The 19,766-nt window shown below is 73.6% G+C and carries 12 protein-coding genes; 4 read left to right on the top strand and 8 right to left on the bottom strand.

What is annotated here, in order from left to right; genetic code table 11:
• Nucleotides 1–154: 154 nt before the first annotated feature.
• The 3 genes from WMF17_RS13510 to WMF17_RS13500 form a co-directional block, all read right to left on the bottom strand.
• Nucleotides 155–1,006, bottom strand: a complete 852-nt coding sequence (locus tag WMF17_RS13510; RefSeq protein WP_437649772.1) for a class I SAM-dependent methyltransferase — start codon at nucleotides 1,004–1,006, stop codon at nucleotides 155–157.
• Between the two features lie 280 nt (nucleotides 1,007–1,286).
• The gene (locus tag WMF17_RS13505) at nucleotides 1,287–2,903 is read right to left on the bottom strand and encodes a hypothetical protein (protein WP_437649770.1); all 1,617 of its coding nucleotides are present in this window, start codon (nucleotides 2,901–2,903) and stop codon (nucleotides 1,287–1,289) included.
• Nucleotides 2,904–3,394: 491 nt separating this feature from the next.
• A complete protein-coding gene (locus tag WMF17_RS13500; RefSeq protein ID WP_437649768.1) occupies nucleotides 3,395–4,999 on the bottom strand; it encodes a hybrid sensor histidine kinase/response regulator in 1,605 nt (534 codons plus the stop codon).
• Between the two features lie 601 nt (nucleotides 5,000–5,600).
• On the opposite strand from WMF17_RS13500, the gene WMF17_RS13495 reads away from it, so the two are divergent.
• Nucleotides 5,601–6,749 carry a hypothetical protein gene (locus WMF17_RS13495; RefSeq protein ID WP_437602450.1) on the top strand — a complete coding sequence of 383 codons (1,149 nt, stop codon included), beginning with the start codon at nucleotides 5,601–5,603 and terminating at the stop codon, nucleotides 6,747–6,749.
• A 3-nt stretch (nucleotides 6,750–6,752) separates the two neighbouring features.
• Here WMF17_RS13495 and WMF17_RS13490 read toward each other — a convergent pair whose 3' ends face one another.
• Nucleotides 6,753–7,196: a hypothetical protein gene (locus tag WMF17_RS13490; protein WP_437649767.1), complete on the bottom strand. Its 444-nt coding sequence runs from the start codon at nucleotides 7,194–7,196 to the stop codon at nucleotides 6,753–6,755.
• Between the two features lie 362 nt (nucleotides 7,197–7,558).
• Between WMF17_RS13490 and WMF17_RS13485 the strand changes: the two genes are divergently transcribed.
• On the top strand, nucleotides 7,559–8,512 hold the full coding sequence (locus tag WMF17_RS13485; RefSeq protein WP_437649765.1) for a class I SAM-dependent methyltransferase: 954 nt from the start codon (nucleotides 7,559–7,561) through the stop codon (nucleotides 8,510–8,512).
• Between the two features lie 53 nt (nucleotides 8,513–8,565).
• Here the strand turns inward: WMF17_RS13485 and WMF17_RS13480 are convergent, their stop codons facing one another.
• Nucleotides 8,566–9,561 carry a TetR/AcrR family transcriptional regulator gene (locus WMF17_RS13480; RefSeq protein WP_437602447.1) on the bottom strand — a complete coding sequence of 332 codons (996 nt, stop codon included), beginning with the start codon at nucleotides 9,559–9,561 and terminating at the stop codon, nucleotides 8,566–8,568.
• 89 nt (nucleotides 9,562–9,650) lie between these two features.
• Between WMF17_RS13480 and WMF17_RS13475 the strand changes: the two genes are divergently transcribed.
• The gene (locus tag WMF17_RS13475; protein WP_437649763.1) at nucleotides 9,651–11,003 is read left to right on the top strand and encodes a hypothetical protein; all 1,353 of its coding nucleotides are present in this window, start codon (nucleotides 9,651–9,653) and stop codon (nucleotides 11,001–11,003) included.
• Nucleotides 11,004–11,064: 61 nt separating this feature from the next.
• Here WMF17_RS13475 and WMF17_RS13470 read toward each other — a convergent pair whose 3' ends face one another.
• The 3 genes from WMF17_RS13470 to WMF17_RS13460 form a co-directional block, all read right to left on the bottom strand.
• A complete protein-coding gene (locus WMF17_RS13470) occupies nucleotides 11,065–12,288 on the bottom strand; it encodes an MFS transporter (RefSeq protein ID WP_437651337.1) in 1,224 nt (407 codons plus the stop codon).
• Nucleotides 12,289–12,483: 195 nt separating this feature from the next.
• Nucleotides 12,484–13,590 carry a Kazal-type serine protease inhibitor family protein gene (locus WMF17_RS13465; protein ID WP_437649761.1) on the bottom strand — a complete coding sequence of 369 codons (1,107 nt, stop codon included), beginning with the start codon at nucleotides 13,588–13,590 and terminating at the stop codon, nucleotides 12,484–12,486.
• Between the two features lie 129 nt (nucleotides 13,591–13,719).
• Complete coding sequence (locus WMF17_RS13460; protein ID WP_437649759.1) at nucleotides 13,720–14,451, bottom strand: hypothetical protein; 732 nt, start codon at nucleotides 14,449–14,451, stop codon at nucleotides 13,720–13,722.
• A gap of 137 nt (nucleotides 14,452–14,588) precedes the next feature.
• Here WMF17_RS13460 and WMF17_RS13455 point away from each other — a divergent pair, with 137 nt between their 5' ends.
• A complete protein-coding gene (locus WMF17_RS13455; protein WP_437649757.1) occupies nucleotides 14,589–19,748 on the top strand; it encodes a sigma 54-interacting transcriptional regulator in 5,160 nt (1,719 codons plus the stop codon).
• The last annotated feature ends 18 nt before the right edge of the window (nucleotides 19,749–19,766 follow it).

Here is a 19,766-nt window from a genome sequence, read left to right as displayed (position 1 = left end):
CCGACAGGCATGGTCATCTCGCGGATCCGAGACGCTCGAACGTCGCACCTGCCCGCGTGGGCCCCCCGGGCGGCATCGCGCGCGCCGGAACGCATTCCACGCCTCGAGGTCGGCCTGGTCCTCTAGTCCGAGGGTCGAGAAAAAGCAAGACGGCTCAGGGCGGGAACGCGAGCAGATCGGTGTGGCCGACCACCCCGCCGGTACGCCTGAGCCGCGACCAGGCATCGAGCGTTCTGGCATCGAGGGCATCGAGGGCATCGAGGGTGCCCACGTCGCTGACGGCCTGCGCGAAGCCGCTCTGCAGCTCCCCGAGGAGCGCCGCGTCGGCGGCGCCGAGCACCCAGGGACTGTCGCCCTCCAGCACCTCGTAGCCCCGCCGCCGGAGCTGCTCGGCGAGGTGCTGGGGCGCCGCCGGACCGGCGGCCGCGCCGAAGCCCTTGTCCGTCCTCTGATGGCGGTGGAACGCGGCCGCCATGGCGCTGTCCGCCGGATGGCTCGGCGACCAGCGCTGGACGCCGTTGTAGGTGAGCGCGACGTAACAGACGGCGCGGCGCGCGGCGGCCTGAGCGGCGAAGTGGACGATGCGCTCCGGGGAGACGAGATCGAAGAGGGCCGACGCCGTGACGAGGTCCGGCGCGCGGCCCAGCGCGGCGGGGAGATCGGCGGCGAGGTCGGCGCGCTGGAACGAGACCGTGATGCGCCTGCCCGCCTTCTCGACGACAAGCGGCTCGCCGTCCTCGACGGTTGTCTCGGCCCATTGCGTGAGCGCCGCCCGCGCCGCCGCGAGGAGCGCGCCGTCGTGGTCGACGAGCGTCCAGCGCTGCTCAGGCCCGAGCAGCGGCGCCGTCGCGCGCAGATTGGAGCCGGTGCCGGCGCCGAGATCGACCACGGAGATCTGGGCGCGCGCGCCCAGGCGGGCGGCGAGCGCGCTCGACAGGTCCCCGCTCCGCGAGCGCTGGTCCACCGGCTCCCGCAGGGCAAGCCACTCGACAGCAAAGCCACGCATGCATCCCTCCCCCGGTCGATCGCGGCGACGTGGCGCGCGATCTCGGCGGAGGATCTTCCGCGCCGCCGAGACCTGTCAAGCCGGGACCCTCCCGCGTCACGCTCCGTGGCGGTTCGCGCTGCGGCGAACGCGCGCGCCGAGCTCCTCGAGCCGCGCGACGACGCTCGCGGGGTCGAGCACGCTCTCCGGGTGGTGGAGGCCCGGGCCGACAGGGGGACCGCCCGCGAGCCCGAGCAGGCGCTCCGTCGCGATCGCCGCGCCGTACGGATGGTCCGACCGCTCAGAACCGATAGAGGACGTTGCCCTTGTCGCCGGAGACGTAGATCGCGCCCGACGCGCCGACGGCGACGCTGCTCATCCCGTAGGTCGGCACCGTCCCGGTGATCGCCTCGAGCCCCACCGCGAGGTGCTTTGCCACGATCGAGGTGTGTCCCGTCGACGGATCGACGCGGAGGAGGCGGCGCCTCCCGCTCTCCACGACGAGCAGGGAGCCGTCCAGATCGACCGCCATTCCCTCGGGCTGCCACAGGCCGGCGGCCACCTCGAGCGGCGGAGAGAGCGTCACGCCGCCGGACACCAGCTGGAGGACCGCGCCGGCGGCCCAGTCGGCGGCCCAGAGGTCGCCGCCCGCCACGGCGAGGCCCGATGGCACGGCCACCGGCGCGAGCGTCACGCGCCCGCCGCTGGTCTGGCGGACGACGCGCCCCGCGCCCGGCCCCGCGCCGAGCTCGGCCACCACGAGATCTCCCTGGAGCCGGACCGCGTTGAGCGGCGTCGCGAAATCGCTGTAGGTCTCGACGACCGAGGCCGTCGTCGTGTCGTAGACCTGAACCACGCTGGCGAACCACGAGCTGAAGATCAACTCCGGGCCGTCGGCCGACACCGTGGAGGGCCCGTGCAGCTCCGAGAAGCCCAGGAACGACGGCTCGACGCCGAGCTGCTCGCCCGTGTCGCCGTCGAACCTCCGGAGCGAGGCCGTGTCGCCGAGATAGACCGACTCGGCCCCTCCCTCGCTCAGCACGGCCAGGCCGCCGGGCAGCACAAGGCCGCCCCGTAGCAGCGTGCGCACCTGCCCGTCCGGCGCGATCCGGACGACGAAGCCGTCGGCGGCGCTCGAGACATAGAGGTTGTCCTGCGCGTCGAAGGCGAGGTTGTCGAGGCCGACCGGGAGCACCGCGAGGACCTCCTTGTCGCCGGTCAGGACGTCGATCCGCACCACCTCGCCGTCCTGATCGACCGCGTGGAGCCGGCCGAGCCCGTCGAACTTGACCGCCGCGGGGATGAAGAAGCCGTCGGCGACCGTCTGGAGATCGCACTCCACCTCCGGGTCGACCGCGCCGGTGCAGGAGTCCACATCGATGCTGACCACCCTGCCCTGCGTCCAGATTGGCCCGTACAACCTGCCGTCAGGCCCCCAGTCCATGCCGTTCAGGAAGCCGAGGTTCCCCGCGATGAAGCGCGGCGGATCCGACAGATCCGGATCGAGCTCGTAGAGCCCGTCCCCGAGGAAGTCGAGCGCCACGAAGAGCCTCCCCGTATCGGAGAAGGTGATGGGATTGACCCCCGGCGCGACGTGCTGCTGGGTGATGGCGCCCGACGGCGAGCGCCGCACGACGTTCCCGGTGAGGAGCGACGTCCAGTAGAGCGAGCCATCCGGGCCGAACGTGAGGTCGTCCGGACCGTCGACCCCGTCCGACCCGTCGAGCCGCCCCACGACAGCCCCGCTCTTGCGGTTCACGACGGCGATCTCATCGCCGAGCAGGCTCGCGACGTACAGCCGGCCGTCCGGTCCCACGTTCATCCCGTTGGCGCCGTGCAGCCGCGCCCCCTCGACGAGGACCGACGACGTCGCGTGTGCCGGCGACGAGACCCCGAGGACTACCGTACCAGCAAGCACGAATGCAAAGGACCTGAGCATAGCTCTCCTTTCACCGTGGTTCACCGTCGCGCGTGGACCGCAGACCCCAGGATCACGATGACATCAGGCGCGGGACCGGCGTGAAGGCGCGAACCCCCGGTGGACTCTTGAATCAAGAAGGCTGACTTGACACGATAGCACGTTCCGTGAGCGAACTCCAAGGACAAATACCATTCAATGGATCGCGTCTGACAATCGCAGCCCGAGCCGTCAGGGAGCTCACCGGCGCCGACGGTGCGTCGCTCGTCCTCCGCGACGGTGAGCTCTGCCATGATGCCCAGGAAGATGCGATTTCCTCGCTCTGGCAGGGAAGACGATTCCCGATGTCGAGCTGCGTCAGCGGGTGGGTGATGCAGAATCGGACGCCGGCGGTCGTCGGCGATATCGCGCTCGATCCCCGCATCCCCCTCGACGTCTACCGGCCGACCGTCACGGCGTTGCTCGGCGATACCCGCGCGCGACAGCTCCGGCTAGGGCCCGCGATGCCCGAGCTTCTGGACGAGCCTCACCAGGTCCTCCGGGTTGACCGGCTTTCCGAGGTGCTCGTCGTAGCCCGCCTCGAAGGCGAGCCGCTGGCTCGTGCCGCCCGTGTAGGCCGTGAGCGCGATCGCCGGCGTCTCCCCCCCGGCGTCCCGCGACATCGCCCGCACGCTCCGCAGGAACGCGTAGCCGTCTTGCTCGGCCATGCCGATGTCGCTCACGATGACGTGCGGCCTCGCCGCGGCGAGCGCGCCGAGCGCTTCGGACGCGGAGCCCGCGACGTGCACCTCCGCCCCGCTCTGGCAGAGCACGGCGTTGACGAGCTCGCGCGCGTCCGGCTCGTCGTCCACGACGAGCACGCGGAGGCCGTCCAGCTGCTCTCGCGCTGCCTGCCGAGCGGCCGCCCCGGCAACGGTGTTCGGGCCCTGCTCGGCGACGGGCGCCGTCTCCCGCACGGGCAGCGTGACGAAGAAGCTCGCCCCCTGGCCCAGCCCGGCGCTCTGGGCCGAGACGGTGCCACCGTGGAGCTCGACGATGTGGCGGACGATCGACAGCCCGAGCCCCAGCCCGCCTAGCCTGCGGGTGATCGAGCTGTCGGCCTGCCAGAACCGCTCGAACACGTGGGGGATCATCGCGGGCTCGATTCCGCGTCCGTCGTCGTGCACGGCGAGGTCGATGCTCGACCCGACCTGCTCGAGGCGCACGCGGACATGTCCCCCCGTCTCGGCGAACTTCACCGCGTTGGACAGGAGGTTCCACATCACCTGCTGGAGCCGCGTCGGGTCCCCGAGGAGCAGGAGGGGGCGCTCGGCGCCCTGCACCGAGAGCTCGATGCTCTTCGCCTGCGCGGCCGGTCGGACGACCTCGAGCGCCTCGGTCACGACGGCCGCGAGGCTCATCGGCCTGGTCTCGATGCGCATCTTGCCGGTGATGATGCGCGAGACGTCGAGCACGTCCTCCACGATCCTGGCCTGCGCCTGCGCGTTTCGCCGGATCGTCTCGAGGGCCTTCGCTGTCGCGGGGTCGGTCACGCTGTCGCACAGGAGCGACGACCACCCGAGGATCGCGTTGAGCGGCGTCCTGAGCTCGTGCGAGACCGTCGCGAGGAACTCGTCCTTCATGCGATTCGCCTCCTGCTCCTGCGCGAGGCGGAGGCGCTCCTCCTCGGCGCGGCGCCGCTCGGTGAGGTCCCTCGTGACCTTCGCGAACCCGACGAGCTCCCCGCCCGGGCCGCGGAGCGCCGTGATGACGACGCTGGCCCAGAACCGCGTGCCATCCTTGCGGATGCGCCATCCCTCATCCTCTACCCGCCCATCGCGCTCGGCGGTCGCGAGCTCCCAGGCGCATTTGCCGGCGCGGACGTCCGCCTCCTGGTAGAACCGCGAGAAATGCTGGCCGAGGATCTCGTCGGCCTTGTAGCCCTTGAGCTCCTCCGCCCCGAGGTTCCAGGACGTGACGACGCCCTGCGGATCGAGCATGAAGATCGCGTAGTCCTTCACGCTCTCGACGAGCAGCCGGAAGCGCTCCTCGCTCTGGCGGAGCGCCTCCTTCATGCCGGGCTCGGGCGAGGCGCTCGGCTGTAATAAAACAGACATGGCGCAGAGAGGATGCTCTATTCACGCGCCGCCGGCCACTTTCGGTAAAACCGTGAGCCGATCGAACGGCAGCGCTTTCCCTCCGGAGGCGGTGTCCCGCGCAGGTCCTACCTCGAAACGCCGCGGCATGCCGCAGAGCGGCAGCGGTCGCCACCAATCCGCTCTGTACAGAATATTCGAAACCCATCGCAAGCCTGCGCGGCGCGCGGCCTGCAGCTCCAGCCACAGCAGGCCGGAGCACGGAACAGGGGCCATGGCTGGCGGGGAGCTCGCGGCCAGGGTGATGCGCACAGAGCGCAGCCGCCCTCGTCAGCGCGGCTCTGGCGCCGCGACATGAACAGGAGAGGAGATCCAGACACGAGGGCACGCTGGTGGACAGAGGCGTGATGAAGGAGAGAAGAGACAGGATGGAGGTTGCCGGCGCCCTCTGCTTTCATGAGGCTCGGCTCGAGCGCCTCACCGGAGCGAGCGATTGTTGAGGCGACGTGGGATCAGGTGCTGGAAACGCCCCGGGGAGAGGACGGCGTCTTCCTGCGGCCTGTCGCGCTTGCCGTCGCATCGGCGCCGCCACGGACGGCGGCTCGGTGTACCCTGCCCCGCCGTGCGACCGTTCGAGAGCGCCGTGCTCCACCCGCGCTGGCTCGCAGCCGCCGTCGTGCTCGCCGGCGCCCTGGCCGGGTCCGACGCGCGCGCGGAGGTCCCGCACCTGCGCATCTCGTACGAGGCCCACGAGGGCTGTCCCAGCGCCGAGGCGTTCCTGCGCGAGCTGCTCGCGCGCACGAGCCGCGCGCGAGCCGCCGCGCCGGACGAGGCGGCGCTCGAGGTGCGCGTGCACATCACGCGGAGCGGGGGCGCGAGCCGCGGCCGGATCACCCTCGGCAGGGAGGAGAGAGCGCGTGTCCGGGAGGTCGGCGGCTCCACCTGCGCGGAGGTCGTCGCAGCGCTGGCGCTCATCACGGCCCTCAGGATCGACCCCACCGCTTCCCTCGCCCCGCAGCTGCAGGCCGCGGAGCCGAGCTCGTCCGAGGTTCCGGACCCCGCCGGGGCGGCGAGCGCCGCGGCCGGGTCCGCCGCGGCTGCAAACCCCGCCGGGGCGGCGGCTCTCGCCGGCGGTGACGCGGCGCGACCGGCGAGCCCGCCGCGCGCCGCCCTCCCGGCCCGCCCAGCGTCACCGGCCGCCGTCGCCCCGCGCTCCCCGCCACCGCCTCCGCCGCGGCTGGAGGAGCGCCGGTGGACGCTCGGCCTCCAGGCGAGCGCGGCGACCGGGGTCGCCCCCGAGGTCCTCCTCGGCGGGGGGGCCTTCCTCGAGCTGCGCGCCGATCTTGGCGTCAGCGCCTCGCTCCGCGTCGCGGCCGAGATGGCCGCCTCCGGCGCCGTCGACGCCGGGCCGGGCGGCGCCCGCTTCACCCGCGGCATCGGCCGGCTCGACGCCTGCGCGGACCTCCTCCGCCCGGCGCGCTGGCTCGCGCTCGCGCCCTGCGCGGGCGCCGAGGCCGGCTTTCTCCACGGCAGCGGGCTGGTCGGCGCGACGATCGTCGAGGTGAACGAGGTCACCGTGCCCTGGGCCAGCCTCGGGCTCCTCGCGCGCGTGACCGTCTCGCCCGGCGCGCTCGTGCGCGTCGACGTGCAAGGTGGACCGCAGTTCTCGCTGGTGCGGCGCTCGTTCGTGTTCGAGAGCCCGGCGCAGCTCATTCACGAGGTGCCCGCGGTCACCTGGACGCTCCACCTCGGCGCCGGCCTCTCGTTTTGATGATCAGGCCGCTTCGATCCGGAAATTGCACGGAGCGTCACCCGTGGTGAAGCGCTGATCTCGGGGCTGGCCGCCGGGATCGACCTGGAGCGGTTCCGCCTGGACCGGATCATAGCGTATGGTAGGCAACGCCGTGGCCTCGCCCCGCAAGAACGCCCGCTCGACGAGGGGCATCGACCCATTGGCGGACACCTGCTCATCCGCCAGCAACCGCCACTCGGTGAGATCCCCGAGGCGCAGATTCCAGAGTTGCTCCCACCGGCGATTCACCTCGAGCGCGCGGCTCTCGCGATCGTAGATCATCATGCTCACGATGCCCCCGTCGAGCAGCGCCTGATAGCGGCGCGCGGGGATCTCCAGCTCGGCAACGCGCTGCCGCAGCGCGGCAATCTCGTGCTCGAGCTCGGCGATCGTCGGAGTTGTTTTCATATGAACCGCTCTGGGCAAATGACGGCACCCCCACATCAGGCGCGATACGAGCGCGCGCCGAGGGTACGAGGTGTAAATATTTGATGCAAGCGGAAGCGAGCGGCACGACCCTTGGGGTTCATTCGACCCGCCCCGAGGTGCCGTCATGGCGTCACGCGCGCGTCGCGGGCGGGCGCCGGCGTCCCCTCGCCCGCCGAGCGCCAGCCCGTCCACGTGCTGTGGATGGGGACGCTGATTCCATGGATTCATGGATCACGCCGGAGGGAACCTCGTTTCGGGTAAGCTCGCCGGGCGGAATGATCGATCCGGCGACTCGGCTCCGCCTCGATTGGCCCCGAATCCAGCCCACGAGGTCGCCGGTGCGACGGTAAGCTTCCGCCATGCTGGACAGGATCTGGGATCGTTACCGCGCCGCCGGGCTCGACGAGGCGGCGGCCGCCGTCGCCGCGCCGTCGCCGGAGGACCTTGGCTACCTCGCGATGCTGGCGTTCTCCGACGAGCGCTACGCGGACGCCGCGGCCTTCGCCGCGCGCGCCCGCGAGGCCTCGCCGGGGGATCTCTTGTTCCATGCGGCCGCGGCGCACCTCGAGCGGGTCGCCCAAGAGGGGAAGCGCAACGTCTACGTGTCCGCGGAGGGATTCACCGCCTTCATCCGCGGGGGCGGCAACGTGCCGCTCTACCGGGAGACCAGCGCGGCGCTGGCCAGCGAGTACCCGGAGGCGCCGTTCGATCTGCTCGATATAGGCGCCGGCGATGGGATGGCGCTGCTACCCGCGCTGACGCCGGCGGTGCGGCGGGCAACCGTGGTGGAGCCGGCGGCGCCGCTGCTCGAGCGATGTGCCGCGGCGCTCTCCGCGCGGGGGGTCGACTTCGAGGCATTCCCAGGGCGTCTCCAGGATCTCGTCGCCGACCCCGACATGGCGTCGCGGCGCTGGGCGGTGGCGCAGGCGACCTTCTGCCTGCACGCGCTCGGTCCGGCGGAGAGGCCGGCGCTGCTCCGCTGGGCGCGCGCGCATTGCGATCTGCTGCTCCTCGCCGAGTTCGACGCGCCGCGCATGGACGAGCCGCTGTCGCCGGACACCGCGCGGCACGTGCTCGAGCGCTACCGCGATGGGCTGGCCGAGTATGCCGGCGCCGACCTCGACACGGTGGCGCAGGGCTTCCTGATGCCGGTGCTCTTCGGCTATGCGGACCGCGGCGCCACCCGCACCACGTTCGAGCACCCCATCGACGACTGGGCGGCGCTGCTGCGCGAGGCCGGCTTCGCGCGCGTCGACCGCCGGCTGCTGCACCGCTACTGGTGGGCGCCGGCCTGGATGCTGGCGGCGCGCTGAGAGGGCGCCGCCGCGCCCGCCACCGGGGCGCGGCGGGCGCGGACGGGCGACGATCACCGTCCGTCCGACGCGTTGCGCGCCCGGTACGCGCGCTGCTGGCAAGCCCGCGAGCAGTAAGCCCGCGGCCGCCCCGTGGCAGGCTGGGCGATCTCGCCGCCGCACTGCGCGCACGTCGGCCCCTCGTCACGCGGAGAGGCATCGTCGGCAGTTTCGTCACAGAGGCGCGCCGGGGATCGTGACGCTTCGGGACTTTCATCACACTGGCCGGCGCGCGTCCGGACGAGCGCCTCGATGCCGTCGAGCACGCGCTGCAGGCCGAACAGGAAGACGTCCTCCGCGAAGGGGTGCGCGTCGAAGGCGCCCGAGCGCATCAGCTTCGCCATCGTCGGGAGGCGGCCCGGGTCGAAGAGCCTGTCCCAGAAGTACGCGCGCTCGGACCACCACTGCTCGTCGGTGACGCCGGTCTCGTGCTCGGCCTCGACCGCGTCCACCGAGAGCCTCGCCGCGCCTCGGGTGTACCCGTCGACGAGGTGGACGGCGGCGAGCACCTCGCGGTCGGTGAGGCCGATCCCGCAGACCGCGCGGAGCTCCGCGTCGTACGCCGCCATCCCGTTCGGGCCCATCACGGGGCGCACCGGCGTCACGAGCAAGAACCACGGGTGGCGGTGGTAGAGCGCCCAGTCCGCGAGCGCCGACGCCTCCAGCTTGGCCCGCCATCCCCCGGGGACGCCGTCGACGAGGGGCAGCTCCGCCGCCACGGCGTCCAGCATGAGATCCAGGAGCTCGGCCTTGCTCGGCACGTACCGGTAGAGCGACATCGTGGTGAACCCGAGCTTCGCGGCGACCCGCTGCATCGACAGCGCCGAGAGCCCCTCGCCGTCCGCGAGCTCGATGGCCGCCCGCACGATCTGATCGAGGCTCAGGCCCGGCTTGGGCCCCCGGTTCGGCCGCTTCCTGGCCCCCCAGAGGAGCTCGAGGCTGCGCACGGCGTCGCCGCCCCCGCTGTACTCCGTCGCCGTCTTTCGACGCCTCTTTGGTTTGACAGCCATCGCTCAACTGCGTATACCACACACATAACTGTGTACATTATACACAGCCCAGGGAGGTCCGCTTGAAGCTGCACGACCCGAGGCCATCGATGCGAACGACGACCATGCCCCTCCACGCGCGCGGCCTCGCGGCCCTCGTGCCGCTCGCGTTTTCCCTCGGATGCGCGGCAGAGGAGCCGGAGACGGCGCCGGAGCCGACGTTCTGGCAGGACGTCGCGCCGATCACGGCGTCCAAGTGCACCGCATGTCATCAGGAGGGCGGGCTCGCGCCCTTCCGCCTGGACGACTACATCTCGGCGAAGGCGCGCGCCGGCGCGATCGACGACGCGGTGCAGGGCGGCCATATGCCCCCGTTCCTCGTGACGCACGACGGCTCGTGCGGCGACTTCGAGGACGAGGAGACGCTCACCGCCGAGGAGCTCGACATCATCCATCGCTGGGCGACCGGGGCGCGCGCCGAGGGGGATCCCGCGGGCGCGCCGCCCGCCCCGCCCGCGCCCGCGCTCGAGGGCGGGGTCGACTACATGACACCGCCGATAACCCCCGTGGCCGACCCCGAGAACCCCCTCGCGGCGCACGACGAGTGGAGGTGCTTTCAGGTGGACCCGGGCCTCGACGCCGACCGCTTCATCACCGGATATCAGGTGACGCCCGGGGTCCGGGCCATCGTTCATCACGTCACGATCTACCGGGTGACGCCCACGGAGGCGTCCCTCGTGGAGGGCAAGACGAACCAGGATCTGATGACGGAGCTCGACGACGCCTCGCCGGACCGGCCCGGCTGGGAGTGCTTCGGCGGGCCGGCCGAGGGGATGCCGTTCCAGCCCTTGCTCGCCTGGGCGCCCGGACAGGTCGTTGTCGAGCTCCCCGGCGGCACCGGGGCGCCGGTCGGCGCGAAGGACCATTTCGTCGTCCAGGTGCATTACAACATCCACGATCACGCGGGCGCCGGAGCCGAGGACTCGACGCGCGTCCGGCTCCGCTACGAGGACACCGTGGAGCGGCGCGCCGTGTTCCTCGGGGACGACGGCTTCCTCACGACCCTCTTCGAGCCGGACGGCCCGGACTCGCTTCCGCCCGGCCAGAAGGACGCCAGCACCACGTGGCGCAGGACGCGGGCGGAGCTCGCGCTCGACCCGGCGCTGCCCCCGATCGAGGTGCTCGGCGTGATGCCGCACATGCACGAGCGCGGGCGCACCTTCGACACGCGCGTGACGTCGGGAGAGCAGGAGAGCTGCATCGCGCGCGTGGAGGACTGGGACGTCCACTGGCAGGGCATGTACTGGTACCGCACGCGGCCGCTGCTCGACCCGAGCTCGTCGCTCGAGGTGACATGCACCTTCGACACGCGCGACGCCGAGGCCCCGGTCCTTCCCGGCTGGGGCACGCAGAACGAGATGTGCAACCTGAACATCCTTGTCGCGCTGCCGATGACGCCGTGACGTCGCGGCCGCCGCCTCACCCGCGGCGACCCGGAGAAGCGCAGGTCACCGCGATGCCTGCTCAGCCCGCGCCAGCCCCTCCCCCTCCGCGCGCAGCGCGCGCGCCCCGCGCCGCCCCGAGCCTCAGCCAGACCAGCGCCGTCGCCGACATCGCCCCGCCCGCCGCGCACACCCCGAGCCACCCCCAGCGCGTCCAGGCCGCCGTGCCGAGCCACGCCCCGGCCGCCCCGCCCACGAAATACGTGGTCATGTAGATCGTGTTCATCCGGCTGCGCGCCTCGGGACGCAGCGAGTACACGCGCGCCTGGTTCGAGATCTGGTTGGCCTGCGCCCCCAGATCGAGCAGCACCACGCCGAGCGCGATGCCCCACAGCCAGGATCCGAGCCCGAAGAGCACGCCGAAGGACCCGAGCAGCACCCCGATCGCGAGGGCGTTGATCCAGCGATCGCCGCGCACGTCCGCGTACCGGCCCACGAGCGGCGCCGCGGCGGCGCCGGCCACGCCCACGAGGCCGAAGAGGCCCGCGACCTGCGGGCCGTGGCGCTCGGGCATGCTCTGGAGATAGAGCGCGAGCGTCGCCCAGAACGCGCTGAAGGCGCCGAATGTGAGCGCGCCGAGCGCGGAGTGCAGCCGCAGCACGGGCTCGGTCCGGGCAAGGCGCCCGAGCGAGCCCAGGAGCTCCGGATACGACATCGCCGCGACCGGCGGCTGCGCCGGCAAGGCCAGGCGCAATATCGGGCCCTGCGCGAGCATCAGCCCCGCCGCCATCCAGAACATCGCGCGCCAGCCGAGCTGCGTGCCGACGAAGCCGGCCACCGTGCGCGACAGGAGGATGCCGATGAGCAAACCGCTCATCACCATCCCCACCACGCGCCCGCGCTGCTCGTCCGGCGCGAGCTGCGCCGCGAACGGCAAGAGCAGCTGGGGCACAACGCTGGTGATGCCCACCGCGAAGCTCGCCGCGATGAGCCACGGCAGATCCGGCGCGAGCGCCGCGCCGAGCAGCGCGAGGCTCGCCAGCGCCGCCATGACGACGATGAGCCGCCGCCGCTCGTGGCTGTCGCCGAGCGGCACGAGCAGGAGCATCCCCGCCGCGTAACCCACCTGCGTCATCGTGGGCACGAGCCCGAGCGAGCCGCCCGAAGCGCCGAGCTCCCGGCCGATGTCCCCGAGCAGCGGCTGGTTGTAATAGAGGTTCGCGACGGTGGCGCCGGAGGCCGCCGCCATCAGCCAGACCAGCCCGAGGCGCAGCGACCGGGGCGGTGGCGAGGACGAGGTCTGCACGGGATGCATGGGAGAAGGAGGGCAACGCAGGCATACGCCGCGCGCCCCCCCGTTTCAATCGCCCAGACCGGTCCGGCGTTCCCCGATCAGGCGGGGACGGGGCTCTGCCGGAGAGCCCCGCGAAGGAAGAGACACAGGACCTGCCGCGTCGGCGTCACGGGAAGCGCGGCGCGGCCGGCCGCTATCGGCGCTCGCTCACCGGCGCTCAGGGCACTCGCCGAGCAGCGCCACCGACACGCCCGCCGCGTGCGCGTTGCACGCGTTGCTGTACGTCTTGTCGTCGCAGCCGCAGACCGGGGTGTAGTCCTCCGTGCATACCTCCGGGAGGGTCTCGCAGACGCCCGTCTGATCGGCCGCGCCGCAGAGGGCCTCCAGGCTGTAGTTGCAGAACTCCCCGCGGTCGCACGCGAGGCCCGCGATGCCGCCGCAGTGCTGCTCCGGAGCCTTCTCGCACTCGCCGCGCGACGCCACCGACATGCCCGCCGAGGCAGCGGAGCACGCGTTGCCGTACGTCTTGCCGTCGCAGCCGCAGACCGGATCGTACTGGAACGTGCACGCCTCCGGCATGGGCGCGCAGGTGCCCGGCTTGTCGGAGATCCCGCACTCGGCCTCGGGCGGGAAGCTGCAGAAGAGCCCGGGCCCGCACGCCTCGGCGCCGCGGGTGCCGCACACCGCTCCCGGAGCCTTCTCGCACTCGCCGGGCGACGCGACCGAGACGCCCGCCGCGTTCGCGACGCACGCGGTGCTGTAGGTGTTGCCGTCGCAGCCGCAGACGGGGTTGTACTCCTTCGTGCACACCTCCGGGATGGGCGCACAGCTGCCCATCTGATCGGCCGCGCCGCACATGGCGTCGGGCGCATAGTCGCAGAAGAACCCGGGGTCGCACGCGAAGCCCGCGATGCCGCCGCACTGCTGCTCCGGGGGCGGCTTGCACTCGCCGCGCGACGAGATCGACACGCCCGCCGAGTTCGCGGCGCACTCGTTGCCATACGTCTTGCCGTCACAGCCGCAGACCGGTTTGTACTCCTCCGTGCACGCCTCCGGCATGCGCTCGCAGGTGCCCGTCTGATCGGCCGCGCCGCACATGGCCTCGAGCTCGTAGTCGCAGAAGAAGCCCTTCTTGCACTCGAGGCCGAGGAGACCGCCGCAGGCACGGCTGCCGCCCCGCACCTCGTCGGAGTCGGAGCCGGTGTTGTCGCCGGTCATCTCGACCTGACAGCCCACAGCGAGCGGGATCATCGACAGCGCGAGCCAGAGAACGGAACCGATACGGCTGCTCTTGATGCGATTCTGAACGTTCATGATGTTCCTCCAACATGGCCTCGCCGTCACCGGCGAGGCGAACGACATGCACGAGCCCCTCGTGAGGAAGGGCGCTCTTGCGCCGCGCACAGGCGCGGCGCGTGATCCGTGGATCGCTCCCCCGACCGCTCAGTCGGGGAGCGTGAGCGTCAGCGCGCGGCGCCCGGGCTCGGGCGCCGTGACGTCGAGGAAGAGCACGTCCTCGAGCTCGTCCCCGCCGCCGTCCGCGCGCACGGTGATGACGGTGGACCCGCCCGCCGGCACCACGAACGGCGCCTCCGGGCTGACGCTGAACGGCGCATCGCCGCGGCGCAGGCGCGGCGCGTCGATGGACACGTCGCCGGCGCACGTGTTGCGGACGACCACGTCGCGCGCGCCGCCGGCGCCCTCGAACGAGACCCAGGCGGCCGGCTCGATCTCGAGGCACAGCAGGTGCTCGAGCGTCTTGTGGGTCCCGCTGATGGGCGACCCCGCGAGCAGCAGATCCGCCGGCGCGGACCGGAGCTCGCCCTGCTTCACCTGCATCCGCAGGACCTGCTCCGTCCGGGCGATCAAGGTGGCGACGAAGCTCCCGTCGGGGTTCACGTCGGCGAGCACCGGCGCGTCGAGGGTGTCGAGGTTCGTCACCACGATCACGCCGCCCGCCGGCGTGACCGCGCCCGCCTGGCCCAGGAGCGAGATCTGGTCGGCCAGCAGCATGACCTCGCCCGAGACGCCGACGAGCCCCCCGTCCAGGATCGGCTCGTGGACAGGCGGGCTCGGCTGCGGGCTCACGACACAGCCGCCGAGGAGCAGCGCGAGGAGCGCCGAGACGACCGCGCCCCGCCGGTCCCCGTGTCTGCCTGTCGTCCGCATCGCCATGCTTGCCCCCTCAGCAAACACGATGCCGAACAAGGTTACGACGGAAAAACGGCAGAAATCATCGTGAAACCTCAGGCACAGGTGTCTCGTTGACTGTCTCATTGTCTCAGATGGCACATCCGTGAGACACTGTGCGGATGATCCCAGCCGAGGGGACGCTTGTCGCCCGCCGCTACCGCCTGCTCCGCCCCCTGGGGCGAGGGGGCCTTGCGACGGCGTGGCTCGCGCGCGACGAGGCGCTCGGGCGCGATCTCTGTCTCAAGCTGCTCCGGCGCGCGCGCACCGCGGAGCGGGCGGCGCTCCGCGGCGAGTTCAGGATGCTGGCGGGCCTGTTCCATCCGCACCTCGTCCGGGTGCACGACTTCGGCATGCTCCGGGAGACCGGAGAGGCGCGCTTCTACTTCACGTCGGAGGCGGTGCTCGGTGCGCCGCTCGACGCGTACGTGACAGGCCGGCGCTTCGAGGAGGTGCGGGCCGCGATCGTCGACGTGCTCGACGCCCTGCGCTTCCTCCACCGGGCGCGCATCCGGCACGGCGACGTGAAGCCGGCCAACATCCTCGTCGGCGCGTCGGGGCGCGCGGTCCTGATCGACCTGTCGTGCGCGGCGCGGGTCGGCGGGAGGACCGATGACGGCGTCTCCGGCACCCAGGGCTTCGTCGCGCCGGAGGTGATCCGCGGCGAGCCGGCCGACGGCCGCGCGGACCTGTTCTCGCTCGGCCGCACCCTCGGCGCGATCGCCCCGCTGCTCGCGGAGCCGCTGCCGGAGGCGGCCGCCGCGCTCGTCGAGCGCCTCGTCCGGCCCGAGCCGCGCGACCGCCCGGCCGACGCGGGCGAGGCGCTCGACTGGGTGGGCGCGTCGCCGCGCGCCCTGGCCCCGCCGCCGCCGGAGCCGCCCCACCTCGTCGGCCGCGATGCCGAGCTGCGCGCCGTCGCCGAGGCGATCACCGCGCTCGAGCGCGGGGAGAGCGGGCCGCGCCTCTGCGTGATCGCCGGGGAGCCCGGCTGCGGGAAGAGCCGCCTGCTGCGCGAGGCGAAGTGGAGCGCCGAGCTCAGGATGGAAGCCGTGGAGGGGTTCGCGCGGGCCGGCGCGCCGGTGGCCTCGATGCTCGGCCGGGCGACCGGCGAGGAGGCGCTCCCCGCCGGCGCGCTCGGCGCCCTGCGCGCGCACGAGCGCCTCACGCGCGCGCGGGCAGGCACGGGGGCAGAGCCGCTCGTGCTCGTGCTCGACGACGCCGACGAGGTGACCGGGGCGGACCGGGAGATGCTCGAGGCGCTGGTCCGGCTGCTGGGCCCCGACGATCCGGTGCTGGTCCTGGCGGCCGAGCGCATCCCGCACGGCGGCGGCCGGGCGCCGCTCGCCGCCGTGGCCGCCGAGGCGGGGCGGAGCGCCCGCGAGGTGGCGCTGCCGCCGCTCGGGCGCGAGGCGGTGCAACGCTGGATGGACGACATCGGGCTGGGCGACGCGACCGAGGTTGTGCTGCGGGCGAGCGCCGGGTGGCCCGCCGACCTCGTGGTGATCGCCGGGCGGCTCGCGGAGAGCGGGGACATCGCGGGGCTCGACGCGACGACGCCCGGGGCGAGCGCGCGCTACGCGCTGCGGCTGCGGGGGCTGGGGCGGCCGCTGCGCGACGCCGTGGCCACGCTGGCCGTGCAGGGCGGCGCGGTCGCCGACGAGGAGCTGCCGTCGCTCGGGCTGCCGGTCGCGCACCTGGCCGAGCTCGCCGCCCGCGGCGTGGCCGCGCGCGCCGCAGGGGGCTGGACGCTGACGCGCGCCGGGCCGAGCGCCGCCCTGCTGGCGGCGCTCGGCGGCGAGGCGGTCCGCGCGGCGCACGCGCGGGCGGCGGCGGCGTTCCCGGCGCGGGTCGAGCAGCAGGCGCTGCACCTCGCGCTGTCGGGCGACGCGGCGGCCGCCGAGCGCCTGTTCCTCGCGCGCCGCGCCGAGCGCGAGGCGGACCCGGGGGCGTGGGCCGCGGCGGCCGAGGCGCTGCTCGAGACGGCGACGGCGGCGGAGACGCGGCTGGAGATCGCGTCCACGCTGCAGCGCGGGGGCCGCGCGGCGCGGGCCCGCGAGGCGCTGGAGCAGCTGCTCGCGGAGGGCCATGCCGCCGCGCTCGGGGCGCGGCGGGGGCAGGCGCTCGTCCGGCTGGGCGCGTGCCTGCTCGAGCTGGGCGATCCGACGGCGGCGCTCGCGCGGGTCGACGAGGCGGAGCAGGCCTGCGGGGAGGCGTCGCCGTTGTCGCCGTTCAGCCCGCGCGAGCGCGCCGGCCTCGCCGACCTCGCGGGCCGGGCGCTGCTGCGGCTCGGGTCCCACGCGGAGGCGCGGGCCCGCGCCGAGCCGGCGCTCGCCTTGTGCGACGACCCGGAGGTGCTGGCGAGCCTGCACGAGGACGTCGGCGTCGCGGCGAGCTACCTGGGCGAGCGGCGGCTCGCCGGGCTGCACCTCGGGCTCGCCGCCGGGCTGCACCGCGACCGGCGCGCGCCGCGGGCGCTCGTGCGGGCGCTGTCGTACCAGGCGATCGACGCCTTCCGCGCGGGGGAGGTCGAGGCGGCGCTCGCCGGCTACCGGCAGGCGCTCGCCACGGCGGAGGAGCACGGCCTCGGCGACCTTGTCGCGCGCTGCAGCCTCAACGTGGGTACGGCGTGCCACCAGTCGGGCGAGCTGGGCGAGGCGCTCGCCGCTTACGAGCGCGGAGCGCGGCTCGCCTCGGCCCTGGGCCAGGCGGACCTGGTCCTCGTGCTCGACTTCGATCTGGCGAAGCTCTGGGCGGACGTGGGGGCGTTCGAGCGGGCCGCGCGCGTGGCGTCGCGGGTGGAGGCGGAGGCCGCGCGGCGGGGGGCCCCGTTCTTCGCGGCGGCCGCGGCGTCGGTCCTCGGGGATTGCGCGCTCGCGGCGGGCGACGCCGAGGAGGCGGCGCGCTGCTTCGAGCGGTCGCGGGGGGGCTTCGAGGCGCAGGGCGCGCAGCGCGAGGTCGTGGAGGAGGAGCTGGAGCTCTGCCGGGCGCACCTCGCGCGGGGCGCGCTGGGCGACGCGCGCGCCGCGCTGGCCCGGGCGCGCGAGCACGGGGCGGTCCGGGAGGCGCCCGACCTCGGCGCGCGCGCGGCGCTGCTCGAGGGGCGGCTCGCGCTGCTCGACGGCGAGGGCGACGGCAACCTCGGTCAGGGCGGCGCCAACCCCAACCTGGGTGGGCCCAACCCCGGTCAGGCCGGCCTCAACCCCGGTCAGGGCGGCGCCAACCCCAACCTGGGTGGGCCCAACCCCGGTCAGGCCGGCCTCAACCCCGGTCAGGGCGGCGCCAACCCCAACCTGGGTGGGCCCAACCCCGGTCAGGCCGGCCTCAACCCCGGTCAGGGCGGCGCCAACCCCAACCTGGGTGGGCCCAACCCCGGTCAGGCCGGCCTCAACCCCGGTCAGCCCAACCCCGGTCAGGACCTCGCCGCGGCCCAGGAGCTCCTCGAGAGCGCCCTCGGCCTCGCCGAGCGCGCAGCCCAGCCCGACCTCGTCGCGGACGTCCGCCTCGCGCTCGCCGACGCCGAGGAGCTCGCGGGCGAGCCCGAGGTCGCAGCGGCGCAGCGGGAGCGCGCGACCGCCGCGTGGACCACCATGGCGCGCTCGCTCCCGGAAGCGCTCCAGCACGCCTTCTGGATGCACCCCCGCCGCCGCGCCGCCCGGCCCGCGCCGGCCGAGGCAGCTGCGCCGCCCGGGGCCGCCGGCGCCCAGACGCAGCCGGCGGCGGAGCGCGCGGCCAAGCTCGAGCGGCTCCTCGCGATGTTCCGAAAGCTCAACTCATCCGTCGAGATCGCCGACATCCTCGCGATGGCCATGGACGCCGCGATCGACCTCACGGCCGCGGAGCGCGGGTTCCTGCTGCTCGAGCAGCCGGGCGGCGAGCTCCGCGTCACGGTCGCGCGCAACGTCGACCGCGAGAAGGTCGGCAGGAGCCACCTCAAGTTCAGCTACAGCATCGCCGAGCGCGCCATCGCGACGCAGGAGCCCGTGGTCACCGTGGACGCGCAGGACGACCCGCGGTTCCGCGAGCACGCGTCGGTGCACGCCATGCGGCTCCGGTCGGTGATCGCCGTGCCGATCCGCTCGCCGGACGGCGTGCTCGGCGCGCTCTACCTCGACAACCGCTTCCGGCGCGCACGCTTCGCCCCCGACGACGTCGACCTGCTCCTCGCCTTCGCCGATCAGGTCGCGCTCGCGCTGCGCAACGCGCGGCTCGTCGACGACCTGCGCCGCCGCACCGTGGAGCTCGAGGCCGAGCGGCGCCGCGTCGAGGAGCTCCTGCGCGGCCAGGCCGCCGAGATCGACCGGCTGCAAGAAGAGGTGCTCGTCCGCCAGCAGGCCCTGGAGCACCGCTACGACTACGGCGCCATCGTGGGGCGCGGCCCCGCGCTCCGCGCCGTGTTCGCGACGCTCGACCGCGTTGTCGACACGCCGGTCAGCGTGCTCGTGACCGGCGAGAGCGGCACCGGCAAGGAGCTCGTCGCGCGCGCCATCCACTTCGCCGGCCCGCGCAAGAGCGGCCCGTTCATGGGGATCAACTGCGCCGCGCTCCCCGCCGCGCTGCTCGAGTCGGAGCTCTTCGGGCACGTCCGCGGCGCCTTCACGGGGGCCGACCGGGACCGGACCGGGCTCGTTGTCGCGGCGCGCGGCGGCACGCTGTTCCTCGACGAGCTGGGCGAGATGCCGCTCGAGGTGCAGGCGAAGCTGCTCCGGGTGCTCCAGGAGCGAGAGGTGCGCCCGGTCGGCAGCGCCGAGGCCGTGCGCGTGGATTTCCGCCTCGTCTGCGCCACGAACCGCGATCTGCTCGCCGAGACCGCGCGCGGGCGCTTCCGCGAGGACCTCTACTACCGCGTCGCGGTGGTGCAGATCCAGCTGCCGCCGCTGCGCGACCGGCTGGAGGACCTGCCGGAGCTCGCGCTCCACTTCGTGCGCCGCGCCGCCGAGCAGCTCGGCCGCCCGGCCCCGCAGCTCTCCCGCGAGGCGCTGCGGCGCCTCAGCCAGCACGGCTGGCCGGGCAACGTGCGCGAGCTGGAGAACGTGATCACGAAGGCGGTCGTGCTCTGTGACGGCCGCAGGATCGGCCCCGACGACGTGGATCTGCCCCGCGCGCGGGAAGGCAGCGGCCGCGGCGCGCCGCGCCCCCTGAAGGACGAGCGCGCCGCGCTGCTCGCGGCGCTCGAGGGCACCGGCTGGAACGCGCTGCAGGCCGCGCGCGAGGCGGGCATGTCGAGGGCGACCTTCTACCGGAAGCTGCGGCGCCTCGGGATCCAGCGTCCGACAGTCGGGTAGGCCGGGGTCGACTACCCC

This window comes from Sorangium sp. So ce362 (genome assembly GCF_051519845.1).
Taxonomy (GTDB): Bacteria; Myxococcota_A; Polyangia; order Polyangiales; family Polyangiaceae; genus Sorangium.
The sequence above is the reverse complement of the archived record's forward strand: the minus strand, read 5'-3'. Positions and strand labels throughout refer to the sequence as shown.